The following is a 20037-nucleotide window of genomic DNA, read 5'->3' on the forward strand; positions in this document are numbered from 1 at the left end:
TATGGATATTTCGATTATAATTGTCAACTACAACACTTACAATTTAACATTAAATTGTATTAAATCCATTTATAAGAAGACTGCCGATCTAATATTCGAAATTATAGTAGTTGACAACTGTTCCCCTAACAGAGATATTGAAGAGTTGAATGTTGCTTTTCCAGAGGTGAAATTAATTTTAAGTCAGCAAAATAAAGGATTCGGTGCAGGAAATAATTTAGGAAGTAGGCATGCTAAAGGCAAATATTTATTATTTTTAAACTCTGACACTCTTCTTCTAAATAATGCAATAAAGGAATTCTATGAATATATGGAGAGAAATCCAAAGGTGGGGATTTGTGGAGGCAATTTATATCAAGTAAATTTGCGGCCTGGCGTTTCATTTGAAAGACGGCTTCCAGGTACTCTACGAGATATCGATAGTTTATTTTTTATGCTTCTCTCCAAACTTCAATTTGGTAAAAACTTAACGTTTAATTTTGGTAATAGCCCTCTCCGGCTAAAAGGGTATGTTTCGGGAGCAGATCTATGTATCGCGAAGGATCTTTTTGTGAAAGTGGGAAGGTTTGATGAAGATTTTTTTATGTATTATGAAGAAACGGAACTTACACATCGGGTTTTTAAGGCCAAAAAAGAAGTTCATGTTATCCCTCAAAGTAAAATTATTCATTTAGAGGGAGGCTCTCAAGGGGAGATAAGCGACAAAAAAAAGGTTTGGATGAGAGAAAGCAAACTATTGTATTTTGAAAAAACAAACACCTTTGGGGTAGGAATTTCTATTATCCTAAACCAAATTATTAGTTTCAGGGACCGCTTAATTCAAAAACTTTTAGTTCGATGAGGCTTTTTAATTATTTATACTAAATGAAAAATCGGGTTGTATTTTTTTTGCCAAAAGGAGCTCTTTTTGAGGCTACCGCCTACTATTGTGATTTAATTAGGGATGCAGTCAAAAAGATTGAAGGGGTTGATGAAGTCTTGTACATAGATACGATCAATAAAATTCATAGTGAAGATACTGTGGTTACTATTCGAATTAATGATCCATTTGCTGTTTTTAGAAAATGCAAAAAAGTCATTCATTGGTTTCAGGGTATTGCTCCAGAAGAACGTATAATGATGGGGGATGGAAGTCTATTTAGTCGATTGGCAGCAGTTAAATATTCTCTTATGGAATTTATTTTGCTTAGAAAACCTTTTTTCTTTTTTTTTGTCAGCCAAGCAATGAAAGAGCATTATACAAAAAAATATGGGGTAAAATTAGATGGACGCAGCGCAATTATGCCTTGCTACAATATCCCTTTGAAGATACGATCGTTTATGATCGAAAACAAATATAATGCTCCGAATTTTGTTTATGCGGGGGGGATTCTTAATTGGCAGTGCGTAAAGGAATCTTTGCAGGTTTATAAGGCTTTCCAACAACATTATCCAAATGCCACATTCACTATTTTGACGAAAGATATGAGTCGGGCTTATTCACTCATTAAGGAGGTCGGGACTAAAGATGTGCTTGTTAAATATGTGCCTCTTGAATCGTTACAAGATGAGCTAAGTAAATATAAATATGGGTTTCTTCTGCGGAGAGACCATATAGTGAATAAAGTGTCTACTCCAACGAAGATGAATTCCTATCTGAGTGCGGGAGTTATTCCTATCTATACCACTATCGTGGATGACTTTGACAGAAATATAGATCTAGGTAAATTTGAGATTAAATTTGACTCTTTAAATGTCGATTCGATTTTGGTTAAGTTGTTGGAATTTGAGGCAAAAACTGTTGATTCTAATCTGGTTTTTCAAACGTTTAAAAATGTATTCCAGACATATTATAACGATCTCAAAAACGTTGAGAGGATTAGTGCAAACCTACAACATTATCTTACTGTGTGATGAAATTGCTTTCCGTTATCTTACCAGTATATAACGCTGATAAATATGTGTCTGAAGCTATAAATAGTGTTTTGGAGCAGTCATTTTCTGATTTTGAACTAATTATCATCAATGATGGCTCCATTGATAATAGCCGGGATATAATAAAAAAATTTCAAGACAATCGAATTATTTTTATAGATCAACCCAACAAGGGCTTGATTGATACGCTTAATATTGGATTAAGTTTGAGCAAGGGGAAATATATTGCGCGAATGGATGCTGATGATATTGCCCATCCTAAAAGATTTGAATTCCAATTAAAAGCATTTAGAGAGGATGAACACCTTGTTGTTTGTTCGGGAGGCATCATAGCGTTTTCGCCTGATGGATATCGGAAAAAAAGATACTATCCGCTCAGTGATGCTGATATGCGAAACGAATTATTATTTAATAGCAGTATTGTTCATCCTTTAGCTATGTTTGACGGCGATATTGTAAGGAAAAACAATATAAGATTTGATAGGAATTATAAGTTTTGTGAAGACTATAAATTTTTCTATGATTTATCCAAATATGGAAACATAAAAAACATTCCTAAGTTTTTACTAAGTTATAGAATGCTTCCGTCAAGTCAAACCAGCATTGGATCAAATAATTCCATTGACAGATACAATAAAATTTCAAGTATTCATCGTATTATTTTAAATGATTACAATATTCTGTTGAATGAGAGCCGGTCAAAGCTGCATTACAGTTTGTCGTTATCATCAGAAATTGAAAAACTTCAAATTAGTAATATGTTGATTGATGACCTGTTGAATTATAGCCGATTTTTAGTTAAGGCAGCTAAATTAAATGAAAAATTGGTTATAATCTCTCTCGAGGCTACAATAGGAGAAAAATTTTTGAAAATTATTTTCTTTCATATCAGACGGGGACAGCTTAAAACACTGCGGAAGCTATTTTTTCATAAATTTACTTTATTGGCTGTTTTCAAACGGTTGATTAGAATATTGAAATATGAATAATAGCGTGTTAAAAAATGCTTGGTTTAAAATATGTAGTATAATATTAATGCTTTTATACCTATTTCATATTTCCTTTAAGCCTTTCCCTTATGTGCTGAGAACACGGTTAATTATTGCCTTAATCGGTGTGTATTTTATTCTGCGGAAACGTAAGATATTTTTGAATTATACAATTATAAAATTAATACTCTTAACGGTGTTAGCCATTTTTCCTATTTTGATTTCATCAATATTAAATAGGTATTTTGATTTTTGGTTTGTACAGAATATTGTCCTTACGTTGATCTTCTTGCTGTCCTCGTATGGGTTGATGAAGCTCCTGTTTTATTATTGGGGTACTGATTTTTCAATAATTGATATTCTAAAATTGATCGTTTATGCCATTGCTTTTCATAATCTTATAACGACATTAGGATTCGTTTTCCCTAGCTTTGGTAGCCTTATTAACATGATTCAGAACCAAGACGAAAATACACAATTGGTGATCAATAGCATTATTGAATTTCAGTCGAGATTTATAGGTTTAGGAATAGGTTCGTTTTTTACTGGGGGAGTTATTTCATCATTGGGGCTATTGTGCTCTGCAGTTCTCATTGTTCAAGAGGGATTGAAGAAAAAGGCTCTTTTTCAAATTTTTATTTTTGCATTTATCGCTCTGACAGGGCTGTTTATTGCGCGGACTACTCTGATTGGTTTTGGGCTTGCTATTTTTTACCTATATACACCTTTTATTAGCTTTTCTAAAGGTATTTTAAGAACGTATACGGCTAAAAATCGAATGCTGTTGGCCGGGTTATTTTTGATAGTTTTATTAATTCCGGTTTTATATTTCGGAATAGCGCAACTGACAGAGTCTAGTGCTTTCGTTCATGCTTTTGAGATTTTTTTGGGTGATGGAGGGAGCACAAGCTCAACCGAACATTTGAAGTCAATGTATATATTCCCAGATAATTTTAAGACATGGGTCATAGGTGACGGGAAGTTTATAGATGGTAGCGGATATTACATGGGTACAGATATTGGTTACCTGAGGCTTTGGTTTTATTATGGTGTTGTTGGGTCAATCTTTTTTTTCTTTCAGCAATTTTATAGTTTATTCCTTATAAAGAAGATGGCCAATGATGTTGTGATTGATAAATTTTGTGTTTTCTTGGGCTTATTTATAGTGATCATAAATTTTAAAGGAATTGGTGATATCAATTACTTTATATTTTTGATTTTATGGTTTTACGTGTTAAAAACACAACGATGCACACAAAAAAAAATATTTTATTAATAATTCTCTTGGAATTTATATTAAAAAGCTGTGCCGCCCAAGACCGTTTCTATGTGGATAGTTTTGGTGCCAAAGCAGATGGAATATTTGATAATACCGAGGTAATCAATAAATGTTTTATGGCAGCTTTGCAAAAAAGTAATTCAGTCGTAATTTTTGGTAAAGGCAAGTATCGTTGCCAAGGACGCTTAAATGTGGAATTTATGGCTGATAACCAAATTACAATTAAAGGAGAGTCTGTTGCTACAAGTATCGAATTTGACAATTTAGATATAGACCGAGGTTTTTTTATAACAAGCAAAAAAAAGAGTTTTGGAAAGGGAAAAATTTTATTGCGAGGTTTTAAAATCACTGGGCCGGGGCTGGGTATGGGGAAAAAAAATGAGTTTTATAACTCCGTTCGGCATCTTTATGGAATAGGTATTAGCAATATTAAAAGTGTTGAGATCGATGGAATAGAGGTCCGTGGATTTTACGGAAATGGTATTGATATTTCCAATAAGGAATCAAGATCAATAAATAAGGTGAAATTTAAGAAAGTTGAAATTAAGAATTGCAATATAATTAATGTTTGGGGATGCTCGCCTTCAGATAGCTATGGCGATGGAATATACTTGTCCGATAGTTATAATTTTGTTTTTCTGAACAACACCATCAGCAATGGATTTAAATATACCGGAAGTCTCGGTCGTGGGGGGATTGTGATTGAGGACTTTACAATGAATGGCGTTATCTACGGCAATAATATAAGTGGATACGATAGAGGTATTCACATCGAGAATTCCTCGGGTAATATCACTATAAAGGGTAATATTCTTTTAGATAATAGGATATCTTTTTATCTTTGGTCCAGTGGGCTCAATAGCAACGAGCAGCCAATCAATATTAAATTTAACATTTTTCGATCGAATATTATCAGCTCTTATTTGGATAAAATAGCTTTGAGAAATAAAGATAGGTCCTATATTGCTATACTACGAGAGAAACCAATTGACAAGCTTGATATAATTGAAAAGAATAAGTTTTTTTTTGATGATAGCATCAATACTAAATCAAAAGCGGTCAAAGGAAATATTCGCCTATCATTATTTGACAATAGTTTTAAGAATTGATGAGAGTACTTCATGTTATCAATAATTTAGGTATGGGGGGGGCTGAAAGTTTATTGGTCTCAATGGTCCCTTTGTTGCAGGAAAATTTACAAGTTGATGTGCTATTGTTGGATGGTAGTGACACTCCCCTTGTGCGACGCCTTGAAAAAAATGATCGTGTTAATATTATTATACTATCAAAAGGTTCTGTTTATAATCCAATCCATATCTTTCGGTTGATTTGGATTATACGACAATATGACCTAGTACATGTGCATTTGTTCCCTGCGATGTATTTTGTCGCGATTGCTAAATTTTTAAGTTTTTCTAATATAAAATTGGTTTTTACGGAGCATAGTACTGGAAACAGAAGATTAAAATCATGGTTTTTTAGGATAATAGATCGAATAATTTATCTAAAATATTCAAAAATAGTCTGTATTACACCTGAGGTAAGGAAAATGCTGATCAGCTTAGGAGTTCATCACAGTAAGCTCTGTGTGATTTATAACGGTATCGAAACAGATCAGTTTATTTTAGCTAAAGAATACAATAGGAGCATATTAGGGTATGAGCAGGAAGATATTATTCTTATTATGGTAGCTGCCTTTAGACGGGAAAAAGACCATAGCACGGTTATTAAGAGTTTGTTAAGATTGGATCATCGGTATAAACTTTTGCTTGCGGGAGGTGGGTATCAGAAAGATCAAGTTGTCGAAGAGGTTAGCAGTCTCGGTTTAGAAGACAGAGTTAAATTCATCGGGATCCGAAATGATATCGAAAGAGTACTAAAAACTTGTGATATAGGTATTTTAAGCTCGCACTGGGAAGGGTTTGGGCTTGCTGCTGTCGAAGCAATGGCTGCGGGACTACCTGTTGTGGCCTCAAACGTACCGGGACTTTCAGATGTTGTAAAAGGAGGAGGTATTTTGTTTGAAAAAGGAGATGTAATAGACTTAGCGTCAAAGATCGTCTCGTTGGAAGACAAAGATTATTATACCAATATTCAAAAAAGATGTATCGAAAAGGCCAAAAAATATGATTTGCGTAACACAGTGAATCATCTGTTTGATCTGTACAAAAAACTGAGTAAAAATTAATACAAATGAAAATTTAATAGCAAGAGATGAAGAAGATTTTACATGTCATAAACGTATCATTTGTGTTGAACCACTTTTTTGGAAATCAATTTTCACATTTTTCCAAAAAAGGATATGATTTTACAGTGGCGTGCACAGAAGATGAATATCTATATAAGCAAGCCAAGGAAAAGGGATTTAAAGCCTTCCCAGTTCCTGTTTTAAAAGAGATTTCACCAATACAGGACTTTCTATCTATCATAAGACTGACAAGGTTTATAAGAAAGGAAAAGTTTCCGATTGTAGTAGCACATTCACCAAAGGGTGGGCTAATAGGAATGACAGCAGCTTATTTAGCGGGAGTGGAAAAAAGAGTTTTTTTCAGGCACGGAGTTGTTTTTGAGACTGCCAAAGGATTTAAAAAGAAATTGTTGATCCTGATTGAAAGGTTTGTAGGATTATTAGCTACGGATATAGTGGTTGTAAGTGAGTCTTTGGAAAGAGTATCAAGCGATTATAGACTAAATAATCCTACCAAAAATATTTTATTGGGAAAAGGAACCTGTAGTGGAATAGATATACAACGTTTTCAATATAGACCAAAACAAAATAGTGACTTTGTAGTTGGGTATGTTGGTCGGCTTGTTAGGGATAAAGGCATAATTGAGTTGGTAGAGGGGTGGATGCGATTTGCAGCAGGCAAAGACGATGTTTCTCTTCATATTATTGGACCTGCGGAAGCACGAGATGCTGTTCCAGAAGAAACCCTCCAAAAAATAAAGAACTGTCCTTCGATTCATTTTTTTGACTTTGTGGAAGATACTGCTCCTTATTATAATAATATGGACGTCTTTATTCTACCATCGTATCGTGAGGGTTTTCCAGTGGGTATATTGGAGGCTTCTGCCAGTGGGTTACCTATTGTCACAACTCGAAGTACGGGTTGTATTAATGCTATTCAGGAAAACGTAACAGGTATATACACAGAAATTTCTCCAAATCAGATTGCCGATGCAATAGATTACTACTATAGAAATCCGCAACTTCGAGAAAAGCATGGTAATAATGGTGTTACGTTTGTGAAAAATAACTTCTCCGAACAGAGGCTATTTGTAGAAATCGAGAAGAAAGTGTTAAGCTGATCCAGTAACTCTCTATTTTATAGAATCTTTTAATTTCCTGTTTTTTAGTCTTTTATCTATTGTTTTGGATTAGAATTGTTTGCTAATTCATTCAAACCGAAGATAGTCTTGAGGCAAAAGCATATTTTCAATACGAGCAATACATAAAAAGATAAAAAAATATTTTCTTAATGTAGCGAAAATACTGTGGTTATCGTTTGTTAAATAAAACTTAATATTATTATATTTGCACAGCTTTATTTGACTCACTAATTACATTTTATGATCTATATTTTTACCCTTATATTCCTTTTCGCTTTAGAATTTTTTTACTTAAAAGTTGCTAATCGGTTCAATATAATTGATAAGCCTAACGAGCGTTCTTCGCATACGAAAGTGACAATTCGTGGGGCGGGCATTATTTTTTATGTCACTGCAATTATATATTTTATAAATAACGATTTTGAGTATCCCTGGTTCTTTTTGGGGCTCACGCTTTTAACTTATATTTCATTCTTGGATGATATTCGTGGAGTGCACCCAACAGCAAGATTGACAGTGCATTTCGCGTCAGTCTTGCTGTTGGTGTATGAATTCGGTATATTCAATTATCCCTGGTATTACCTTGTTTTGGCTTTTGTATTCACCATTGGAGTTATCAATGCTTACAATTTTATGGATGGGATCAATGGCATGACCGCATTTTGTACGTTGATAATGGGAGGACTTTTAGTTTATGTGAATACGAAGATTAATTATATCGAACAGGATTTTTTAATTTATACTTTATTGGGGGTAATCGTTTTTGGATTTTTTAATTTTCGTAAGAAAGCGGCTTGTTTTGCTGGAGATGTGGGACCTGCCGTACTCTCTTTTATGTTATTGTTTGCCCTGGGAAAATTGATCCTAAAAACAGGCGATTTTACCTATATCCTCTTTCTGGGGGTATATGGGATCGAGATCGGATGGTCAGTAGCGCGCCGTGTATATCAGGGATACCATATTTTTGAGCCTCACCGTACATTTCTATTGCACATGTTAAGCAACGAAGTTGGTCATAGCAGCCTATTGGTCTCTACTGTATATGGTCTAGTTCAATTAGTGCTCGGCGCGTCCGTTATTTATATTGTTCAGTTTGATGCTTCTGTACAGTGGTCTTTTGCGATTGCGACACTTTCTGGGTTGAGTGCATTTTACCTGATAATAAAGCAGTATATCTTTAATAATTATCATATTAAAGGTGAAATGGAACATACTATCCGCCGTCGACGCATTCAGATGCTGAAAGCGCGGAAAAACGCCGGCCGAAAGCTTGCTCCGCAAGTCAAACTTGCCCAGGTTCAGGATACGAAAATTATCGAAATGTCGAAGAAAGAGAAGCAGGAGAGCTTGTTGCACACAGGGGTTTGATATGATCTAAAAAACCGTTAATTTTACCTCGACTTTAAGGAGAAGTAAACATGCGATCAGGATTAAGTTTTACAGCGATAGATTTCGAGACAGCCACGGCCAATCAAAATTCCGCGTGTGCAATTGGACTGGTGGTGGTGGAGCAAGGTACTATTGTTGAAGAGTTTTATTCGCTGATCCGGCCTCCTCAGAATCAATATATGTGGCAGACAACACGTGTCCACGGAATCAGACCAAGGGATACGGCTGAAGCGCCGACATTTAAAGAATTGTTTCCTCGTATTCTTCCATTGATCAATAACCGAATTATGGTCGCGCACAATGAGCTATTTGATAGAGGAGTTTTGCGCAAGACTATGAATTATTATAATCTAGCTTATGATAGCTTAGGTCTCATGGATAAATGGGAGTGTACCTTCAAGATCTATCAGGAGAAGGGTTTTAAGCCAGCTAGACTTAATGCCTGTTGTGAAGTGTTGGGAATTGAGCTTAACCACCATGAGGCACTTTCCGATGCTCGCGGTTGTGCGCATCTGTATCTTAGGCATGCTGATGTTCCGTCAGTAGTATAAATACCAAAATATAGTATAAGACATACAGCCTTTATGCGAAGTTTCTATTTTTAGATACTTGAAAAACTTATTTTATGAAAAAAAATTTAATCATATTTGGCACTCGACCAGAAGCTATAAAAATGGTTCCACTTGTGAAGGCCTTTCAATCTGATAGCTCATTTGAAACAAAGGTGTGTGTCACAGCCCAACATCGTGAGATGCTTGATCAAGTGCTGAATTTTTTTGACATTAGACCTGATTTCGATCTAAATCTAATGCGGCAAGGGCAGAATCTTTATAATCTCACCGCAGATATCATCATTGGATTAAAAGCCGTTTTGGAAGAATATAAGCCAGATTATGTATTTGTCCACGGAGACACAACTACAACAATGGCTTCGGCTATTGCTGCATTTTATGCAGGAGCAAGGGTGTGCCATGTTGAAGCTGGGTTGAAAACTTATAATAAACGGTCACCTTTTCCGGAAGAAATGAACCGACAAGTGGCAGGGAGAATTTGCGATTACCATTTTGCGCCAACTGAATCGGCAAAGAATAATTTATTGCTTGAGAATGTTTTGGAACGAGATATTCTTGTGACTGGAAATACAGTCATTGACGCGATTTTCGATAGCGTTGAACGTGTTAAGGGCCTTGAAAATAAAGAAATAAATACTCTTAAGAATATTCTTGATTCTTCAAAAAAACTATTTTGGTCACAGGGCATCGAAGAGAAAACCATGGTCAGGGCTTTATAAATATTTGTGAAGCATTGAAAGAGATTGCCGTCACCAACGATGATGTACAGATTATATATCCTGTGTACTTGAATCCTAATATAAGGAAGCCTGTGTATGATATTCTTTCTGACATAAGCAATATCTATTTGGTCGAGCCTCTGTCCTATCCTGCATTTTTTTGGCTAATGAGTCAATCTTATCTCATTATCACTGATTCTGGAGGTGTTCAGGAAGAGGCGCCTAGTTTGGGTAAACCTGTGCTGGTTATGCGTGATGTCACAGAGCGACCAGAGGCTATAGCGGCAGGTACTGTGATACTGGTTGGGACAGAAAAGGAAAAAATAGTATTGGAAACCAATGACTTATTGTCTAATTCCGATCGTTATCGAGATATGAGTGAATTGCATAACCCTTATGAAGATGGCAAAGCATCCGAAAGAATAGTGAGTTTTATTAAGAACATAAGCTAGTTAACAACCCTCTTTGGCATGATTTTTTCGTTAAATCTTCGTATAAAGAAGGTAGCATCATGTTTTAATTTTTATCTTTGGTATAGGTGTACTGCCGTTTTATTATAAATTTTTAATATTCAATTAGACTATGATTACTATTCCAGCCAAAGGAATGCGTATCGGGATTACTTTCAGTGCGTTTGACCTCTTGCACGCGGGGCATATCAAAATGCTTGAAGATGCCAAACGCCAATGCGACTTTTTGATCTGTGGCCTACAGACCGACCCAACATTGGACCGGCCGGAGAAAAACAAGCCGGCGCAGACCGTGGTCGAGCGTTATATCCAGCTCAAAGGCTGTAAATATGTGGATCAGATTGTTCCTTACGCTACGGAGCAAGATCTGGAGGATGTACTCCGTTCTTTTAATATTGATGTACGTATCGTTGGGGATGAATACCGGGAGAAAAACTTTACCGGGAGGGCATATTGCGAGGAAAAGGGGATTGAGTTATATTTTAATAGCAGAGACCACCGTTTTTCCAGTTCAGGATTAAGAAAGATAGTGGCCAATGCCAATTTGGAAGAGGAATCCATTTTAAAATCAGACCTCTCATCAACAATTTAAAGAAGATAACGAAATGAAGATAGGAATAACTTTCGGTGTATTTGATCTCTTGCACGCCGGCCATATTATGATGTTAGAAGAAGCAAAACGCCATTGTGATTATTTAATCGTTGGCCTGAATACCGATCCTTCGGAGGTGTCTCCGGAAAAAGCGAAGCCTACGCAGACCATCGTAGAACGTTATATCCAATTGGAGGGCTGTCGTTATGTGGATGAGATTATACCCTATGAGACAGAGCAAGATCTTATTGATATGATCAAGGCTTTGCCAATCCATATGCGTATTATTGGCGAGGAGTATCGAGATAAAGATTTTTCTGGCCGTCTGTATTGTGTGGAAGAAAATATCGAGATCTATTATAACAAACGTACACATCGTTTTTCGAGTACGGGGCTGCGCAAGGTCGTAGCTGATAAGGAGGCTGAGAAAAAATAATATTATGAGTACAGTTATCCATGTTGTTTTGACAGGTGGGGTAGGGAGTCGTTTATGGCCACTTTCACGCAAGAGCTATCCCAAACAATATCTCTCTTTATTCAAAGAGGGGTCCTTGTTTGAAATGACCATTAAGCGCAATCAGTCCTTGTGCGGTCAGGTCATTGTCGTAGGCAATCGTGATAATCATGGTCTGAGCCGGGAGGTGATGGAAAACAATAAGATAGACTATATCGATATTGTTGAAGCCACACCACGTAATACCGCTGCGGCAATTGCCTTTGCAGCCTTTGCAGCTCAGCCGGATGATATTTTGATTGTAACGCCATCTGATCATGTTATTGTTGGGGAGAAAGAATATGCAGAAGCAATAAAAGCTGGTATTGAAAAAGCAAATAAAGGCTATATCGTTACTTTCGGCATTCATCCGACACGACCTGAAACGGGTTATGGTTATATTGAATACAAAGATGATAAGGTGTTATCTTTTCGGGAGAAGCCCAATCAGGATACAGCGGAAGATTTTATTGAGCGGGGCAATTTCCTCTGGAATTCAGGAATGTTCTGTTTCCGTGCGGATACTTTTCTGAGCGAATTACAGAATTTCGAACCCAAGGTCTATGCAACGGCATTTAACGCCTGGCAGCATCACCAGGATGGGGAGCTTGATCTAGCCTTGTCCAAGGAGATCCCATCGATTTCGATTGACTATGCCGTTATGGAGCGATCGAAGAAAATTCGCGTAGTTGCGACAAGTTTTCAATGGTCCGATCTGGGGTCCTTTGAATCCATGTACGATTATCTAAAGCAGACTGGCCATCCGGTTGACGAGAATGGAAATATGGTGATCGGTACCGATGTTTATACTGCTTTTGTAGGTTTAAAGGATAGTATACTTGTTCATACTAAAGATGCCATTCTTGTGCTGCAGAAAGAGAAGTCACAGGACGTCAAAAAAATATACAATACATTAGAACGTCATCAGTCCAAACTGATTGACTAGCGTAATAGAGAAATAAAGCTGCCTGATCATTTTTTTGTTCGGGCTGTTTTATTTCCAGGTTGTCCTTGTTATTAAATCTTGTTTTCATAAAACACCGTTGTTAATACAAAGTTAACCTCTGTGTGCTGCTGTTTTGAAGGATATTCTCAAATGTCCCCTATTTGTCTCTGGTCGATTTAATGTTGAATTAATAGTAATATCCGATATTTGGTTAGTGTTTAATAGCACCTTTGTATGCAACACTTAGTCATTTAATTTTAACCAACATATTGATATGGTGACCATAGTTATACTTATTTTTTTATTTTTAGGCGGGTATCTTTTTTGGAGGAAAAAGCAGCTTGAGAAACGATTTAACAGAAGTGTTGGAATGACTATAAGCTATATGTTTCAGGAACGGCCTGGGCAATACAGTGGAGATAGAAATGCCAGAAGTGGGGTATTTGTCTTCGAAGCCGAACGGAATGATGAGAAACTAAAAAATATTGTTATTCGAAAGGTAAAGCCCTTACATTCGGCTTTGGATGTTAATCTGGAGCAGATTTTGGTTATTCCATTCGGACGGAAAGATCATACAAAATCTGATGTTTCTGTTCGTTTTAAAGTCAATAGAGCGACTCCAAAAATTACAGATTTAACAGGTGGCCGTGTAAGTATTTCTGGCGTGCTAAATTTTGAAGAAGGGCGACCAGAATCATTTACTGCAACAGTGTTTATCTCGGATCTTTATCAGAAAGCTGAGGCTTGACCTCTTTTATTTCTCTGGGCTACTTTGATGTCATCAGAAAAAGATACGCGTCTAGATTGATGATCATTTCTGTAATTAATGTGTTAATTCTTGTGTTTTATCTTGAAATTATCCATCTCGTTGATGTTTTTTAAGAAAACTATTTATTAATAATATAGCAAATGGGTGTGTTTAGTTGATTATTCTTTTTTTTGTAAAAATTTCCGCTTTTTACTTATCACATATGTATCTCATTTAAGTCAATAATAAATAGACATCGCTATATTTGTTTGACGTAAATCAATAAAATCAGTTGACCATAAACTTAATCCATATATGATACTTGTCATAACAATATGTGTTTTATTATTATTTGCCGTTTATTTTTTTATCAGTAAAAAGCAACAGAAACAACGTTTTAATAGCGTGGTGAGCATGACGGTCAATTATATGTTTCAGGAGCGTTCTGGGCAATATAGTGGTGATAGAAACTCAAAAAGTGGTGTTTTTGTGTTCAAGGCTGAGCGTAATGATGATAGGTTAAAAAATATAGTTATAAGAAAAGTCCGGCCTTTACATGTTGCACTCAATGTCAATCTGGAACAGATCTTGGTTATTCCATTTGAGAGGAAAGATAGTACTAAATCCGATGTTTCTGTTCGCTTTAAGATCAATAGAACGACTTCAAAAATTGCAGATTTAACAGGTGGGCGTGTATATATTTCCGGAGTACTGAATTTTGAAGAAAGTCGTTCTAAATCATTTAAGGCAATTTTGCACATTTCAGACCTTTATAAGAACGATGAGGTCTGATTGCCGTCTCCCTTTAATAGCGTACTCAAAACTAGATAGTTCCAATCAATTGCATAATCGGCTCAAAATAGCTTTTGTTTTTATTTTTTTAACGGGCTGCTTTTTACAAGGAACCTAATTTTATATCCAATAAATTCGATGTTCCACGTGAATTTTAATCACCAATGCTTTCAAATCAATACCTAACAAAGGGTGGCCCGATCTAAATGATTCGTCTTTTTTATTTAACAATTTATTCATTTGCATAGCTTATTTATATTGAGTACTTTTGTTACTCATTAAGGCTAAATCGATGCTGGACTCGTTAATTACTTCCAAGACCCGACTCAAACTGTTGATTAAGTTTTTTGTTTCTGCTAGCAATCATGGGCATTTGCGTGGCTTGGCTGATGAGTTCCAGGAATCTACGAATGCAATTCGCAAGGAATTAAATCAATTGTCAGATGCTGGGTATTTAGAAAAGAGCACAGATAAAAACAAAATAATGTATCGTGCAAATACTAACCATTCGTTGTTTAAACCTCTTCAAAAATTAATTCATGCCTATTTAGGGATAGATGAAATTGTCGACTCCGTTTTACAAAGATCAGGAGATATTCAGGAAGTTAGCCTAATTGGCGATTATGCAGAAGGGTTAGATTCAGGGAAAATAGATGTGTTAATTTTGGGCGAAAATATAAATCAGGCATATTTATTGCGGTTAGCGGACAAGGTTGCGGAAAAATTGGGAAAAGAAATCGGAATTAGCTTTGAAAATTTTAATATACAACGTAAAGTGATATTATTTGTTAAGTGATGCGCAGAAAACACCATTTACTAAAAATTGATTTTTAATAACTAACCAATTTCTAGAAGCATAGTTTGTAATTTCACTATTTAAATTATATGAAGAAGAATTTAATTGTATTCGGTACAAGGCCAGAAGCTATCAAAATGGCTCCTTTGGTGAAAGAGTTTCAAAAAGACCAGACATTTGAGACGAAAGTGTGTGTTACTGCCCAACATCGAGAAATGTTGGATCAGGTACTTGAGTTCTTTGATATTACACCAGATTATGATTTGAACTTGATGAAGCCAAATCAGAATCTATACTCATTGACAGCTGATATTATAACCAAGATGAAAGCTGTATTAGAAGATTTTAGACCCGATTACGTTTATGTTCACGGAGATACTACAACAACAATGGCTTCAAGTATTGCCGCTTTCTATGCAGGGGCTCAAGTTTGTCATGTTGAGGCGGGACTTCGTACTCATAATAAACGGTCACCATTTCCTGAGGAGATAAATAGGCAGGTTGCTGGTCGGATTTGTGACTTTCATTTTGCCCCGACGGAAGCCTCTCGTAAGAATTTATTGCGTGAAAATGTTCAAGATACAGATATCCTTGTGACAGGAAATACTGTAATTGATGCGTTGTTTGATAGCTCTAGACGTGTAAAGGATTTAGAGAACGAGGAGATTAATCAATTGAGGGGAATTTTAGATCCTTCCAAAAAGTTGGTGCTTGTTACTGGTCACCGAAGAGAAAATCATGGACAAGGCTTTATTAATATCTGTGAAGCCCTTAAAAACATTGCCGTGTCGAATCCTGATGTACAAGTGATTTATCCCGTGCATTTAAATCCTAATGTAAAGAAACCTGTATACGAGATTCTCTCCGATGTTAGTAATATTCATCTAATTGACCCATTGGCCTATCCAGCTTTTGTTTGGTTGATGAATCAGTCATATTTGATCATCACGGACTCAGGTGGTGTTCAAGAGGAAGCGCCAAGTCTTGGTAAGCCCGTATTGGTGATGCGTGATACAACGGAACGCCCAGAAGCTGTTGATGCTGGTACTGTTATTTTGGTGGGAACGGATGTTGAAAAGATCGTTGCTGAAGCACAAGACCTATTGGACAATGATGATCGCTACCATAAAATGAGTGGATTACATAATCCATATGGGGATGGAAAAGCCTGTGAAAGAATTGTAAATTTTATTAAAAACTTAAAATAGATTATATCAATGCAAGCAAAAGTAGTAACAGTTGGTCTAGGATATATTGGATTGCCTACTTCAGCATTAATAGCCAATAGTGGTATAGCTGTTCATGGTGTAGACATATCACAGCATGTGGTGGATACAATCAATGCGGGAAGAATTCATATAGTAGAACCGGATTTGGATAAAGCTGTAGCGAAGGCTGTAGCAGATGGTTATCTAAAAGCAGGGACAAAACCTATTGAAGCAGATACTTATTTAGTTGTCGTTCCAACACCTTTTAAAGGAGACCATCAGCCGGATATTTCTTATGTACAAGCTGCAACAGAAGGAATTATCCCATTGCTAAAAGAAGGTGATTTATATGTGATAGAATCTACTTCTCCCGTTGGGACTACAGAAAAAATGATGACACTCATTTTTTCAAAGAGACCTGAATTGGAGGGGAAAATTTTCTTAGCTTATTGTCCAGAACGAGTGCTTCCTGGTAATGTGATGTATGAGTTGGTTCATAATGATCGTGTAATTGGAGGTGTTAATGAGGCGTCCACTCAAAAAGCATTGGGATTCTATGCTCAGTTTGTAAAAGGCGAATTACACCCGACAAACGCACGTACCGCGGAGATGTGTAAATTGACTGAAAATGCTTCTAGAGATTCTCAAATTGCTTTTGCGAATGAACTGTCGTTAATATGTGATAAAGCAGATATTAATGTATGGGACTTAATTCGTCTAGCGAATAAGCACCCTCGTGTTAATATATTGCAGCCCGGTTGTGGTGTTGGTGGTCACTGTATTGCTGTGGATCCTTATTTCTTGACTGCGGATTTTCCTATGGAATCGCGTATGATTGCCCAAGCTCGTGAAACAAATAACTATAAGTCTTTCTGGTGTGCTGAAAAAGTTAAAACAGCGCGATTGGAATTTGAGATTAAAAATGGGCGACAACCTTCTATTGCGATTATGGGCCTAGCTTTTAAACCTAATATTGATGATTTAAGAGAATCTCCAGCAATTCATATAGCTGAGCGAGTTTTACAAGATTCTGGTGATGCTGACATGTATATTGTTGAACCAAATGTTCATGAACATAAGGTTTTTAAACTAACTGACTGTAAAGAAGCTGTTGAAAAAGCTGATATAGTTGCTCTTTTGGTTGCTCATGAGGAATTTAAAAGTTTGAACTTTAAAGCGGATCAAATTGTGTTGGACTTTTGTGGGGTAAGAAAATAAATGTTAAAGATTGAAAATCCCAGATGGAAAGAATTGATTAATAATTCTTTTTGGTCAGTAGGAGGTGCTATTGCGTCAAAAGGATTATTATTTCTTGTTTGGATTTTAGTAGGTAGAATTCTCGGTAGTGCCTCGTACGGAGAATTTGGAATAATAAGAAATACGGTTTTAATGTTTGCGACATTCTCCGGTTTCGGACTCGGGTTGACAGCGACAAAATTTGTTTCTGAATATATGCACCGAGATAGAAATATGGTTGTAACGACGATCAATGTGACCTATTTCTTCGGAATATTTATGGGAATTCTTATTTCCGTACTCTTCTACCTTTTTTCGCAGCAGTTGAGCGTAACTTTGAAAGCTCCCCAATTGCTGTTTGATTTGAAAATTTGCTCTATAATTCTTTTCTTTAGCTCATTAAATGGAATCCAGATTGGGATTTTGCAAGGGTTTCAGAAATTTAAGGAAATTGCCAAGGTAAATGTTATTCAGTCAATAATATGTTTTCCTCTTTATATTTTAGGAGCTATTTATTTTGGCGTCCATGGTGCAGTGATTGCTTTTTTAGTTAGTTATATTTTAATATGCATTTTATGCTCTTTTTTTATTAAAGATATTTTTGCTAAGAATAATATAACATTTAGCTTTTTAAGCGTAAAAAAGGGATTTTCCATTCTTTATACCTATAGTCTTCCAACGTTTATTTCAGGCTTAATGGTGAGTCCTATTAAATGGATCTGCGATACAATTTTGATAAGCTCGGCGGGCTTCAAGTCAATGGGAATCTTTACTGCAGCTCTTACATTTAATAATATAGTCATGGTTATGGCTAGTATGATTAGTGGACCGCTTTTGACAACTTTGGCAAGTAAAAAGGATAATGAAAATAAAACAGATGTAAATATTGAAAGATTTAATCTTTTATTTCCATGGTACCTGTCAATTTTGATATCCCTGCCTTTAATCTATTTTTTCGAAATAGGGCATTCGATGTTTGGTGATTCATATGAAGTGATGGAGTTTCGACCAACTTTTATTGTAGCTTTGTTTTTTACAATAATAATGATGTTTAAAGAAGGCCTTACTCGCATTGTTGCGGTAAATAATCTACAATGGTGGAGCTTATTCAGTAATTTGATTTGGGGGCTTTCTCTGGTGACATTTGTGTATTTCTATGTTGGAATTGATTCTACTACAATGGCTATTGGTTACACTTTAGCATATTCGCTTAACATATTGGTTCTTTTCCCAATTTTTAATAAGAGAAACTTAATCCCTAAAAATTCTATCCTAGGATTTGATTCCCTATTGATTTGGCTATTGTTACTGTCGTCGGCAATTTTTTGTTTACAGAATTATACCTTGTATATTAGGATTATAGTTTTTTGTATTGTATTGTGTCTGGTAGTATATATTGTATATAAGAAATTTATAAGAATAAAAAATGAAAGTAATTAAGAATGAAATTACAGTAATAGGTGGTTATGGAGGTGGGAACGTTGGAGATGATGCCCTTATGTGGAATGTTATAAAATGGTTGAATGTAAAATTTCCGAATATAACACCATTGCTTGTGGTTTATGATAAGAAATTGATCTTAAACGTATTGAAGGGACTGAGTTATGACGTTGTCGATACTTTTGAGGATTATTCTGTTGAATCTAAAGTAATTATATATGGTGGTGGTACACAGTTTTTTCACTTTACTAAAGATAAAAAGAAGTCCAGTATTATAAAAAAAGGCTTTAAATTTTTATTAAATCCGCTGTCTTTTTTTAAAAGCTTAAAAAAGCATGTTTCAAAGAAAGAAGTTAAATCCAATCACAAATTTCTATTGGGAATAGGATTTGGTCCGTTCATTTCAAAAGAGACAGCAGAATACGCAAAATTTTTGAATGTTTTAGAAGAGGCGGAACATCTTTATGTGAGAGATAGCAATTCATTTCAATATATTCCGGAGGCTTTCTTAAGTAAAATTACTAAAGGAACCGATATATGCTATAACAGGTTTTTTAAAGAGATTCTTGTTGAAGCGAACCCGGAAAAATTTGGCAATATTAAAAAAAACGCAATTATTCTGCGAGATTGGCATTACGACAACGTTGATCATGAGAAACTCTTACTTTCTTTGAGACAACTTATTTCGTTGAAGAAGGAAGAACGTTTCGATCTAATTTTCTTTTGTGACCAATTGGATAGTAATCTTAAAGAAAAATTTAGAGGTCTTGATAATTTGGATTTTTGGAGCTGGGATCCAAGTAGTAACAATCTAGTTGGTTTTTTTGATCGAATGAAAACCTACGACTTGGTAATAACGTCTAGATTCCATGGAGCGATATTTTCTGCACTTTTAGATATTCCATTTATTACACTTGAAATAGAACCGAAACTAAATGTACCGAATCAAATGTATGGTAATGAAAGTATACTGAAGGAGCCTTTTCAACTTGAAAAATTGGTCAACTTGATTGCCATTGCAAAGGATAAGACAATCGTGTCTGAAGATACAAATAATCAATTGATCAATATTGGTGATGGTATGTTTGAAGACTTAACATCTAGAATTTCAAAGCTTCTATAAT

General features: G+C 35.6%; 21 protein-coding genes. All 21 read left to right on the top strand.

Going from position 1 to position 20037, the window contains the following annotated elements:
- Position 1 precedes the first annotated feature (1 nt).
- Entirely contained in the window at positions 2 to 841 is an 840-nt protein-coding gene (locus D7322_RS25940) for a glycosyltransferase family 2 protein (protein WP_121127098.1), read from the top strand.
- Between the two features lie 23 nt (positions 842 to 864).
- A complete protein-coding gene (locus tag D7322_RS25945; RefSeq protein ID WP_121127099.1) occupies positions 865 to 1893 on the top strand; it encodes a glycosyltransferase family protein in 1029 nt (342 codons plus the stop codon).
- On the top strand, positions 1893 to 2903 hold the full coding sequence (locus D7322_RS25950) for a glycosyltransferase (protein WP_121127100.1): 1011 nt from the start codon (positions 1893 to 1895) through the stop codon (positions 2901 to 2903). The genes D7322_RS25945 and D7322_RS25950 overlap by 1 nt, the downstream gene beginning before the upstream one ends.
- Positions 2896 to 4179: a hypothetical protein gene (locus D7322_RS25955; RefSeq protein WP_121127101.1), complete on the top strand. Its 1284-nt coding sequence runs from the start codon at positions 2896 to 2898 to the stop codon at positions 4177 to 4179. Before D7322_RS25950 ends, D7322_RS25955 begins: the two co-directional genes overlap by 8 nt.
- A complete protein-coding gene (locus tag D7322_RS25960) occupies positions 4152 to 5291 on the top strand; it encodes a right-handed parallel beta-helix repeat-containing protein (protein WP_183078856.1) in 1140 nt (379 codons plus the stop codon). The genes D7322_RS25955 and D7322_RS25960 overlap by 28 nt, the downstream gene beginning before the upstream one ends.
- Entirely contained in the window at positions 5291 to 6370 is a 1080-nt protein-coding gene (locus tag D7322_RS25965) for a glycosyltransferase (protein ID WP_121127103.1), read from the top strand. Before D7322_RS25960 ends, D7322_RS25965 begins: the two co-directional genes overlap by 1 nt.
- A 26-nt stretch (positions 6371 to 6396) precedes the next feature.
- A complete protein-coding gene (locus D7322_RS25970) occupies positions 6397 to 7491 on the top strand; it encodes a glycosyltransferase family 4 protein (protein ID WP_121127104.1) in 1095 nt (364 codons plus the stop codon).
- Between the two features lie 261 nt (positions 7492 to 7752).
- Positions 7753 to 8880 carry an MraY family glycosyltransferase gene (locus D7322_RS25975; RefSeq protein WP_121127105.1) on the top strand — a complete coding sequence of 376 codons (1128 nt, stop codon included), beginning with the start codon at positions 7753 to 7755 and terminating at the stop codon, positions 8878 to 8880.
- A gap of 50 nt (positions 8881 to 8930) precedes the next feature.
- Positions 8931 to 9452 (top strand): 3'-5' exonuclease, encoded by a 522-nt coding sequence (locus D7322_RS25980; protein ID WP_121127106.1) that lies wholly within the window; start codon positions 8931 to 8933, stop codon positions 9450 to 9452.
- 74 nt (positions 9453 to 9526) lie between these two features.
- On the top strand, positions 9527 to 10192 hold the full coding sequence (gene wecB, locus D7322_RS29200) for a non-hydrolyzing UDP-N-acetylglucosamine 2-epimerase (RefSeq protein ID WP_317125750.1): 666 nt from the start codon (positions 9527 to 9529) through the stop codon (positions 10190 to 10192).
- Positions 10147 to 10644: a non-hydrolyzing UDP-N-acetylglucosamine 2-epimerase gene (gene wecB / locus D7322_RS29205; protein ID WP_317125751.1), complete on the top strand. Its 498-nt coding sequence runs from the start codon at positions 10147 to 10149 to the stop codon at positions 10642 to 10644. The genes wecB (D7322_RS29200) and wecB (D7322_RS29205) overlap by 46 nt, the downstream gene beginning before the upstream one ends.
- 130 nt (positions 10645 to 10774) lie before the next feature.
- Positions 10775 to 11254: an adenylyltransferase/cytidyltransferase family protein gene (locus D7322_RS25990; protein ID WP_241254892.1), complete on the top strand. Its 480-nt coding sequence runs from the start codon at positions 10775 to 10777 to the stop codon at positions 11252 to 11254.
- A 13-nt stretch (positions 11255 to 11267) separates the two neighbouring features.
- The gene (locus D7322_RS25995) at positions 11268 to 11690 is read left to right on the top strand and encodes an adenylyltransferase/cytidyltransferase family protein (protein WP_121127107.1); all 423 of its coding nucleotides are present in this window, start codon (positions 11268 to 11270) and stop codon (positions 11688 to 11690) included.
- 4 nt (positions 11691 to 11694) lie between these two features.
- Entirely contained in the window at positions 11695 to 12693 is a 999-nt protein-coding gene (locus D7322_RS26000; protein ID WP_121127108.1) for a mannose-1-phosphate guanylyltransferase, read from the top strand.
- Between the two features lie 370 nt (positions 12694 to 13063).
- On the top strand, positions 13064 to 13441 hold the full coding sequence (locus D7322_RS26005) for a hypothetical protein (RefSeq protein ID WP_147430547.1): 378 nt from the start codon (positions 13064 to 13066) through the stop codon (positions 13439 to 13441).
- Between the two features lie 315 nt (positions 13442 to 13756).
- Positions 13757 to 14233 carry a hypothetical protein gene (locus tag D7322_RS26010; protein WP_121127110.1) on the top strand — a complete coding sequence of 159 codons (477 nt, stop codon included), beginning with the start codon at positions 13757 to 13759 and terminating at the stop codon, positions 14231 to 14233.
- Positions 14234 to 14567: 334 nt separating this feature from the next.
- Positions 14568 to 15029 carry a helix-turn-helix domain-containing protein gene (locus D7322_RS26015; protein WP_245971479.1) on the top strand — a complete coding sequence of 154 codons (462 nt, stop codon included), beginning with the start codon at positions 14568 to 14570 and terminating at the stop codon, positions 15027 to 15029.
- A gap of 89 nt (positions 15030 to 15118) precedes the next feature.
- Positions 15119 to 16237 carry a non-hydrolyzing UDP-N-acetylglucosamine 2-epimerase gene (gene wecB / locus D7322_RS26020; RefSeq protein WP_121127112.1) on the top strand — a complete coding sequence of 373 codons (1119 nt, stop codon included), beginning with the start codon at positions 15119 to 15121 and terminating at the stop codon, positions 16235 to 16237.
- Positions 16238 to 16246: 9 nt separating this feature from the next.
- Positions 16247 to 17455, top strand: coding sequence for a UDP-N-acetyl-D-mannosamine dehydrogenase (wecC, locus tag D7322_RS26025; RefSeq protein ID WP_121127113.1), 1209 nt, complete (start codon positions 16247 to 16249; stop codon positions 17453 to 17455).
- Positions 17456 to 18913 carry an oligosaccharide flippase family protein gene (locus D7322_RS26030; RefSeq protein WP_121127114.1) on the top strand — a complete coding sequence of 486 codons (1458 nt, stop codon included), beginning with the start codon at positions 17456 to 17458 and terminating at the stop codon, positions 18911 to 18913.
- Positions 18900 to 20036, top strand: a complete 1137-nt coding sequence (locus tag D7322_RS26035; RefSeq protein WP_121127115.1) for a polysaccharide pyruvyl transferase family protein — start codon at positions 18900 to 18902, stop codon at positions 20034 to 20036. Before D7322_RS26030 ends, D7322_RS26035 begins: the two co-directional genes overlap by 14 nt.
- The last annotated feature ends 1 nt before the right edge of the window (position 20037 follow it).

Origin of the sequence: Sphingobacterium puteale (genome assembly GCF_003627955.1) — a bacterium.
In the GTDB taxonomy this organism is placed as follows: domain Bacteria; phylum Bacteroidota; class Bacteroidia; order Sphingobacteriales; family Sphingobacteriaceae; genus Sphingobacterium; species Sphingobacterium puteale.

Coding starts and splice junctions, on each gene's coding strand:
- D7322_RS25940 (WP_121127098.1), top strand. CDS start 2: ATGGATATTTCGATTATAATTGTCAACTACAACACTTACAATTTAACA.
- D7322_RS25945 (WP_121127099.1), top strand. CDS start 865: ATGAAAAATCGGGTTGTATTTTTTTTGCCAAAAGGAGCTCTTTTTGAG.
- D7322_RS25950 (WP_121127100.1), top strand. CDS start 1,893: ATGAAATTGCTTTCCGTTATCTTACCAGTATATAACGCTGATAAATAT.
- D7322_RS25955 (WP_121127101.1), top strand. CDS start 2,896: ATGAATAATAGCGTGTTAAAAAATGCTTGGTTTAAAATATGTAGTATA.
- D7322_RS25960 (WP_183078856.1), top strand. CDS start 4,152: ATGCACACAAAAAAAAATATTTTATTAATAATTCTCTTGGAATTTATA.
- D7322_RS25965 (WP_121127103.1), top strand. CDS start 5,291: ATGAGAGTACTTCATGTTATCAATAATTTAGGTATGGGGGGGGCTGAA.
- D7322_RS25970 (WP_121127104.1), top strand. CDS start 6,397: ATGAAGAAGATTTTACATGTCATAAACGTATCATTTGTGTTGAACCAC.
- D7322_RS25975 (WP_121127105.1), top strand. CDS start 7,753: ATGATCTATATTTTTACCCTTATATTCCTTTTCGCTTTAGAATTTTTT.
- D7322_RS25980 (WP_121127106.1), top strand. CDS start 8,931: ATGCGATCAGGATTAAGTTTTACAGCGATAGATTTCGAGACAGCCACG.
- wecB (WP_317125750.1), top strand. CDS start 9,527: ATGAAAAAAAATTTAATCATATTTGGCACTCGACCAGAAGCTATAAAA.
- D7322_RS25990 (WP_241254892.1), top strand. CDS start 10,775: ATGATTACTATTCCAGCCAAAGGAATGCGTATCGGGATTACTTTCAGT.
- D7322_RS25995 (WP_121127107.1), top strand. CDS start 11,268: ATGAAGATAGGAATAACTTTCGGTGTATTTGATCTCTTGCACGCCGGC.
- D7322_RS26000 (WP_121127108.1), top strand. CDS start 11,695: ATGAGTACAGTTATCCATGTTGTTTTGACAGGTGGGGTAGGGAGTCGT.
- D7322_RS26005 (WP_147430547.1), top strand. CDS start 13,064: ATGACTATAAGCTATATGTTTCAGGAACGGCCTGGGCAATACAGTGGA.
- D7322_RS26010 (WP_121127110.1), top strand. CDS start 13,757: ATGATACTTGTCATAACAATATGTGTTTTATTATTATTTGCCGTTTAT.
- wecB (WP_121127112.1), top strand. CDS start 15,119: ATGAAGAAGAATTTAATTGTATTCGGTACAAGGCCAGAAGCTATCAAA.
- wecC (WP_121127113.1), top strand. CDS start 16,247: ATGCAAGCAAAAGTAGTAACAGTTGGTCTAGGATATATTGGATTGCCT.
- D7322_RS26030 (WP_121127114.1), top strand. CDS start 17,456: ATGTTAAAGATTGAAAATCCCAGATGGAAAGAATTGATTAATAATTCT.
- D7322_RS26035 (WP_121127115.1), top strand. CDS start 18,900: ATGAAAGTAATTAAGAATGAAATTACAGTAATAGGTGGTTATGGAGGT.